The organism is Nostoc spongiaeforme FACHB-130, from assembly GCF_014698475.1.
GTDB lineage: Bacteria > Cyanobacteriota > Cyanobacteriia > Cyanobacteriales > Nostocaceae > Nostoc_B > Nostoc_B spongiaeforme.
Window position 1 is genome coordinate 338,051 of the sequence record NZ_JACJTB010000003.1, and the last position, 6,525, is coordinate 344,575.

Annotated in this window: 6 protein-coding genes; 2 read left to right on the plus strand and 4 right to left on the minus strand. The window is 37.4% G+C overall.

Annotated features, from left to right (window positions below):
• Positions 1-7: 7 nt before the first annotated feature.
• The gene (locus tag H6G74_RS05405) at positions 8-841 is read right to left on the minus strand and encodes an alpha/beta fold hydrolase (protein WP_190966694.1); all 834 of its coding nucleotides are present in this window, start codon (positions 839-841) and stop codon (positions 8-10) included.
• Between the two features lie 114 nt (positions 842-955).
• Between H6G74_RS05405 and H6G74_RS05410 the strand changes: the two genes are divergently transcribed.
• Positions 956-1,900: a lysylphosphatidylglycerol synthase domain-containing protein gene (locus H6G74_RS05410; RefSeq protein ID WP_190966695.1), complete on the plus strand. Its 945-nt coding sequence runs from the start codon at positions 956-958 to the stop codon at positions 1,898-1,900.
• A 625-nt stretch (positions 1,901-2,525) separates the two neighbouring features.
• Here the strand turns inward: H6G74_RS05410 and H6G74_RS05415 are convergent.
• Positions 2,526-3,131 carry an exopolysaccharide biosynthesis protein gene (locus H6G74_RS05415; protein WP_190966696.1) on the minus strand — a complete coding sequence of 202 codons (606 nt, stop codon included), beginning with the start codon at positions 3,129-3,131 and terminating at the stop codon, positions 2,526-2,528.
• 105 nt (positions 3,132-3,236) lie between these two features.
• Complete coding sequence (locus H6G74_RS05420; protein ID WP_190966697.1) at positions 3,237-4,157, minus strand: lipid kinase; 921 nt, start codon at positions 4,155-4,157, stop codon at positions 3,237-3,239.
• 920 nt (positions 4,158-5,077) lie between these two features.
• Between H6G74_RS05420 and H6G74_RS05425 the strand changes: the two genes are divergently transcribed.
• A complete protein-coding gene (locus H6G74_RS05425) occupies positions 5,078-6,136 on the plus strand; it encodes a metal ABC transporter substrate-binding protein (protein WP_190966698.1) in 1,059 nt (352 codons plus the stop codon).
• 146 nt (positions 6,137-6,282) lie between these two features.
• On the opposite strand, the gene H6G74_RS05430 is transcribed toward H6G74_RS05425, so the two are convergent.
• Positions 6,283-6,456 carry a hypothetical protein gene (locus tag H6G74_RS05430; RefSeq protein ID WP_190966699.1) on the minus strand — a complete coding sequence of 58 codons (174 nt, stop codon included), beginning with the start codon at positions 6,454-6,456 and terminating at the stop codon, positions 6,283-6,285.
• Positions 6,457-6,525 lie beyond the last annotated feature (69 nt).

Here is a 6,525-nt window from a genome sequence, read left to right on the forward strand (position 1 = left end):
TGAACAATTAAGAATAAACTTGTTGTGTTAACCAATTTGCGATCGCCTGATTAACTAACTCGGCACATTCCGCCATAACTAGATGTCCAGCTTCAGCAAAATGTAAATGAGTACCATTCACAAAATGATTTGTTAATTCTTCTCCCATTTTTTGAGTAAACATTGGGTCTTTTCCCGCAGTAATTACCAAAGTGGGAATATGCAGATGCTGTGGTAATGAATGGCGGACAAAAAAGTTATAGTCCCAAAAAATTTCTAAAGCTTTGTACGCATCAAAATCTGTTGGTACAGGATTTTCCGCAAAAAACCTTTCCATAACTTTGTGACGGTAAGAAGTAGAAAGGAAGTTATTGAAAACTTGCACACTTAGTAAATGGTAAAGATATCTCCCACCCCAAGCCATCAATTTCATCAGGGGAATTTCCCACCAAGGTGCTAAATCATGAGTACCACCAGCAATGGCAATTATCGCACTCACGCTATGGTGTTGGGCAAATTCTAAACCAATAGGAACGCCATAGCTATGACAGCAAAGCACGGGTGATTGAATCTCAAACTTGTGCAGCAAACGGCCTAAATCTCGGCAATGTCTCCCAATAGAATAGCGCGAGTAACGACTAGATTTTCCATGTCCAGCTAAATCATAAGCGAGAACTTCCCAGCCTTGATTGTGGGCAAATTCATACTGGTTTCTAAAGTTAAAATGATTGCCCATTCCGCCGTGAATAAACACTATCGGCGGAGTTATACCAGGACTATGGCAAACTTGTAAGTTTACGTCTCGCCGTAGATGAATTGAAGAACCAATTAAAGCATCTATAAAACAGTCATCATCTGTCATGGAAAATTGCTACATTACTGATCTAAACTTTGATGTTGTACATTCGAAGCTTAAGCCTGTGATATGACAATGCTGTGTCAAGGTAATGGAAAATTTGCGAATAGGAAGTAAATAATGCACAAAAAGCTGCAACTAAACATAAGTTCTTTATTTGGCTTGTTGCTGCTGGCACTTTCTGTCTGGGCGATCGCCAACGAACTGCGCGAGTATAATTACCATGATATTCTGCGTGCGATCGCCTCAATTCCACTAAAAAGCTTGAGTCGGGCTGTTGGATTCACAGCGTTGGGTTATTTAGTCATGTTTGGTTACGATATTTTAGGCTTTGCTTATATTCATCGTTCCCTACACTGGCAAAAAATTGCTTTGACTAATTTTATTAGTTCTAGCTTTAGCAATACTATCGGTTTTGCTTTACTGACTGGTAGTGCTATTCGCTATCGTTTTTATTCTAGATGGCAAATCTCAAAAATTGCGATCGCCCAAATTATCGCTTTTGTGAATTTCACATTTTGGCTGGGAATGTTTGCTGTTGCTGGGTTACTTTTTTTGATTAACCCTTTAGTAATTCCCCCACAATTACATTTACCATTTATCACTGTGCGGCCTCTCGGTTGGATATTTCTTAGCTTGATTGGAATTTATTTAATCGGTAGCCTAGTTATCCACAGACCTTTAATTATTCATACTCATGAATTTCGCTTGCCATCTTTTCAGATATCTCTGATGCAAATAATTATTTCCAGCCTTGATTGGATTTTTGCCGCAGCAGTACTGTATAGCTTATTACCTATTAACATAGCTTTTAACTATTTAGATTTTTTAGGTATTTATTTACTCGCTATGTTTGCAGGAGTAGTGAGTAATGTTCCTGGTGGTTTAGGCGTATTTGAAACAGTAGTTTTATTGATGCTTTCCAATAAAATTTCAGCAGCAGCAGTTTTAGCTGCAATGCTTGTTTATCGAGGTGTATACTATTTTTTGCCACTGCTATTCGCAATAGCTTTGTTAGCAATTGACGAAATTAAATCTGGTACACAATATCTCATTAAAAAATAGATAATATAGCTATTCTTGCACTGGTAAAGTACAGATAGATAAATTTAACCACCGAGTGAAGAGGATAAACGCAGATAAATTTTTATCTCTACAGTTTCATAACCACCATATAAATATTTGCAATAGTCGTGATATTTTATCTAAATCCTGACAAAATATTATATCCTTCCGGATACAGTTACTATTTATCTGTAAACACAAGTAGTAGTAGATGCACCCTTATTAATTTCTCGCCTTCAGTTATTCACTGAGGGCTTTTATTTATTGCATATAAGACAATACGGTTTAGACAAGAACTATAAATTACAATAAAACCAACAAATAATGACTTAACAAAAAATGAAAGAATATTTTTGGAGGGGGTTTGGGGGACGCAACCGTCCCCTAATCGGGGGCTTGGGGGAGAATCCCCCAAATCTTGCTCATTGTCTAAATAGGTAAAGCAGAACTTGAGAAATCAACTTTTATAACCTTAACTAAACCGTATGGCATATAAGACAGCTCTCTCTAATTCTGAATACAGAACAGCAAGTATCAATTCCAAATGGCATAGCATTTCTACATCATGTTTTAATAATAAGGTCCCCGACTTCTCAAAGAAGTCGGGGATCTGAAGAACTATTAATTATTTGAAAATAGCAGGTAATAAACCAGGTGCTAACCAGATTGCATATCCTAGAAATGCAAAGAAAGAAGTAATTAAAGCAGTAATGATATAACCAATACAAATCAATAAACCATCAGCTTCAATAGTTGCAATTGCTAATAGTAATATGCCAATAGTTGGAATCGGATTTGTTAAAGGTACTGGTAACATTAACAATATTGTTAACCAAGAAATACATAACCCATTCAGTCGCCAAGTTAATGGATTACTGGCGATTCGCTTTAAGCGCGGACGGGTAATTTTTTCAACTATTTTGGTAAGACGTTGGAGATTTTTTAAGATCAGTTGGGCAAATGGACGCGGAAATTGATATCTGGCGATTTGTTTTGGTAGCCAAGGCGATCGCCTGCCAAAAACCATCTGTATAGAAACCAGCAAGCAAGCAGCACCAAAAGGCCCTGCTAACCCTGGAGGCATGGGAAACAAAAAAGGTAAAACTAATAAAGCTATTATCAGGCTGAAACCTCGTTCCGCAGTCTCTGCCAAAATATCACCTAAAGTTAAGTGATGGTTAGATAAGCGTTGTAGCAAAGATTTAATTTCTTGCGAAAATCTCAGAGACATTTGGCGCGAGTTAGAGTGAATTGTCACAAGACCCAGCTTTTTTAGTATATCGAATCTAAATTTGAATATCGGGGGAGTAGGGAGTGTAAAAAACTACTCTCTAATTTATACTGGCGGTACTAAAACCGGAATTGCCTTGGGTATGACTTTAAAACTGGCAGGAGTATAAGTTGTAATTTCCCCATCAGTATTGATTGGGCGTGGTTTACGAGTATAAATTTCAAATTTTTGTCCTTGCAGCGCCCTTACACTCCGCCAGTGAATATGTCTGCCTTGGCGCATAGCTGGCAATAAGGGTATGATTTGCCACCAATGTTCTATTTCTAAACTGTAGAGATCCAATCTTTGATCATCAATAGTGGCATCGTGAACTACTGCCATACCACCACCATAATAACGACCGTTACCGATCGCAATCTGCACAGTTTTGACACGAAAGGATTGATCCTTCATTTTAATTTCCGCACTAAAGGGGCGAGACTCCCAAATTACTTGTAATGCAGTGGCAATATAAGCCAACACTCCCCAACGACGTTTTCTTTCTTTGGTGAGTTTTTGCGTAATTTTGACACTCAATCCCATACTCGCAACATTAAAAAAATGTTTCCCGTTTACCCACCCTAAATCAATGCGGCGTAATTCTCCATAGGCAATAATTTCGCAAGCTTCTGCTAAGGAATTGGGAATTGCTAATGTTCTGGCTAAATCGTTGGCAGTACCTAAAGGTAAAATTCCTAAAGGTAATTGTGTTTCTACTAAAGCTTCCACTGCGGCGTTTAAAGTTCCATCACCACCACCCACAATTACTAAATCAACTTCATGTTGATAACGGCGGATAATTTCTGAAAGATGCTTGGGGTTTTCGGTAGATTCTTCAGTTAATTTAAAGCCAAGTTTATTCAGATAATGAGTTGCCTCTCGTAATTTTTGCTCTCCTTGGCGGGCATGGCGATTAACTAACAGTAACGCACGGGAATTTACTGGTATTGACCTTTGTCTTGTTTGTTGCCAATTATCAGCTTCCATATAATTTAATTAATTTGGCTAAGATAAAGATATGTAAGTATATTTTTTACTTGATTCAGTTTATTTTGATGTTTGTAACTTTTGATTTATTGCATAAGCCTACTTAATTATATATTAAATATATTTGAGAATAATGTAATCAAATTACTATTTATGAAAGTATTTTATATTTATTATTCATCAGCAATCATTAAAGGTTAATTATAAAGTAAACATTAAATTCCTTAAATTCTCTACTTGATGTAGAAGCTGTTAGTCGGAATCAAATTTTTGAGCAACAAAGCCTACGGAGATTATTTGTAAAAAAAGTTACAGAATTTATAATACATTGATAACGACTGTTGATGTATTACTTTTTTAAATATATCTAATTGAAAAAGTGCTGTTGGATAAATGCGGTATGAATCACAGAAGTTTACATATTCGTCGAATATTGTAGAGACTTTACATATAAAGTCTCTAGATAATTTTGGATTTTACACTTGTACATCATTTATCTGAAATATATTTAACATTACGAATAATGTTTGCTGAATATTACAAAAAAATAAGTTTTGCAATGGTAATAATTATTCTAAATATTAATTAAAATTAAAACCCAATAACCTGAGTGAAATTAAATATCTAAATTATCAAATATGATATTTTTTATTAATTAGTAAAATCGGTGTAATATTATGCCGGAAAAATTATTTTTGAGTTAGATTTATCCTCAAAGATATTCCTTTACACCTAGAAAAATCTATCTTAAGAGTGAACTTATGCCCAGTTTTTAAGACAGAATTAATAATCAAGCCAGCAAGATGTTAAAAAAACATAAAAGTTACAGAAAAATCCTCTATTGGGGGATTGTATTAACTAGGAGGAAAATATTTACTATTGGATGATTTCACACCCAAAAAATTACTAATATTCAAGTAATGAAAACATCTGCGTGGTTATTAATACTTAGTTTGCTACTAACAGCTTGTAATGCACCTCAAAATACAGCAGTGTCTCCTAACGCTGGAGAAAGTAGTGCGACTGCAAAACCTGTGCAGAGTCAAACCAAAAGTAAACTAACTGTTGTGACCACAGTTGCACCGATCACGAATATTGTGAGTAATATTGCAGGCGATCGCACTCAAGTCAAAGGCATTATTCCTGAAGGTGCTGACTCTCATACATTTGAACCGCGCCCTAGTGATGCTGATTTGTTATCCAAAGCTAATTTGATTATCGTCAACGGACTACGTTTAGAAGTGCCTACCGAAAAATTAGCAAAAACTTCTAAACCCAAAGAAACAAATATTTATGAACTGGGGAACAACACTATCACCGAAGCCCAATGGATTTATGATTTTAGCTTTCCCAAAGAAAAAGGAGACCCCAATCCCCATTTATGGGTAAACCCCAAATATGCAGAAGCTTACGCTAAATTAGCCGCTAAACAATTAACGAAGTTAGACCCCGAAGGGAAAGAATACTACGAGAAAAATTTAACGAACTACTTGCAACGTCTGGACGAATTAGACAAAGTTACCCGTGAAGTTGTGGCGAGTATTCCTGCGAAAAATCGCAAACTTTTGACATATCACGACTCTTGGGCTTATTGGGCTAGAGAATATGGCTTTGAAGTCATCGGCGCAATTCAACCTTCTGATTTTAAAGAACCTTCCGCCCAAGATGTTGCCAAACTCATCGACCAAATTCGTAAAACTGGTGTACCTGCAATTTTTGGTTCAGAAGTTTACCCTAGCAAAGTTGAAGAACAAATTGCCAGAGAAGCCAAAGTCAAAATAGCCAATACCTCTGATGATGAATTACCAGGAACGGGATCAGCTAATGCCATAAAAAATACTAATCCCCAGCATACTTACATTGGCATGATGGCAAACAATCTGCGAATCATTGCCGAAAATCTGGGGGGAAATCCTCAGTTAGTTGACAAGCTAAATACTAACAATGTCGTTGGCCCAACTACCACGGCTACTAAATAACAAAGTGCGGAGTGTTGAGTAGACAAGGTAGAGGGGGTGTGGGGAGTTTGGGGAGAGAGGGGAGTGTGGGGAGAGAGGTAAGTGTGGGGAGTGTGGGAAGAGAGGGGAGTGTGGGGAGTGTGGGGAGAGAGGGGGGAAAGATTTCTTCACCATCCTCTCACACCTCCCACACCTCCCACACCTCCCACACCTCCCACACCTCCCACACCTCCCACACCTCCCACACCTCCCACACCTCCCACACCTCCCACACCTCCCACACCTCCCACACCTCCCCTGACAGGTGTAGGTTTTTTACAAAGGTGTGAGTAGTCAATCACTCTCGACAGAAAATAAAAGCAGAATCATAGAGTGAAACAGAGGCTCAAATGCTAAAAAATGAGTACCTC

Bases quoted from the DNA above. Each gene is read 5' to 3' on its own strand.
- H6G74_RS05405 (WP_190966694.1), bottom strand. From the start codon at position 841: ATGACAGATGATGACTGTTTTATAGATGCTTTAATTGGTTCTTCAATT.
- H6G74_RS05410 (WP_190966695.1), top strand. From the start codon at position 956: ATGCACAAAAAGCTGCAACTAAACATAAGTTCTTTATTTGGCTTGTTG.
- H6G74_RS05415 (WP_190966696.1), bottom strand. From the start codon at position 3,131: ATGTCTCTGAGATTTTCGCAAGAAATTAAATCTTTGCTACAACGCTTA.
- H6G74_RS05420 (WP_190966697.1), bottom strand. From the start codon at position 4,157: ATGGAAGCTGATAATTGGCAACAAACAAGACAAAGGTCAATACCAGTA.
- H6G74_RS05425 (WP_190966698.1), top strand. From the start codon at position 5,078: ATGAAAACATCTGCGTGGTTATTAATACTTAGTTTGCTACTAACAGCT.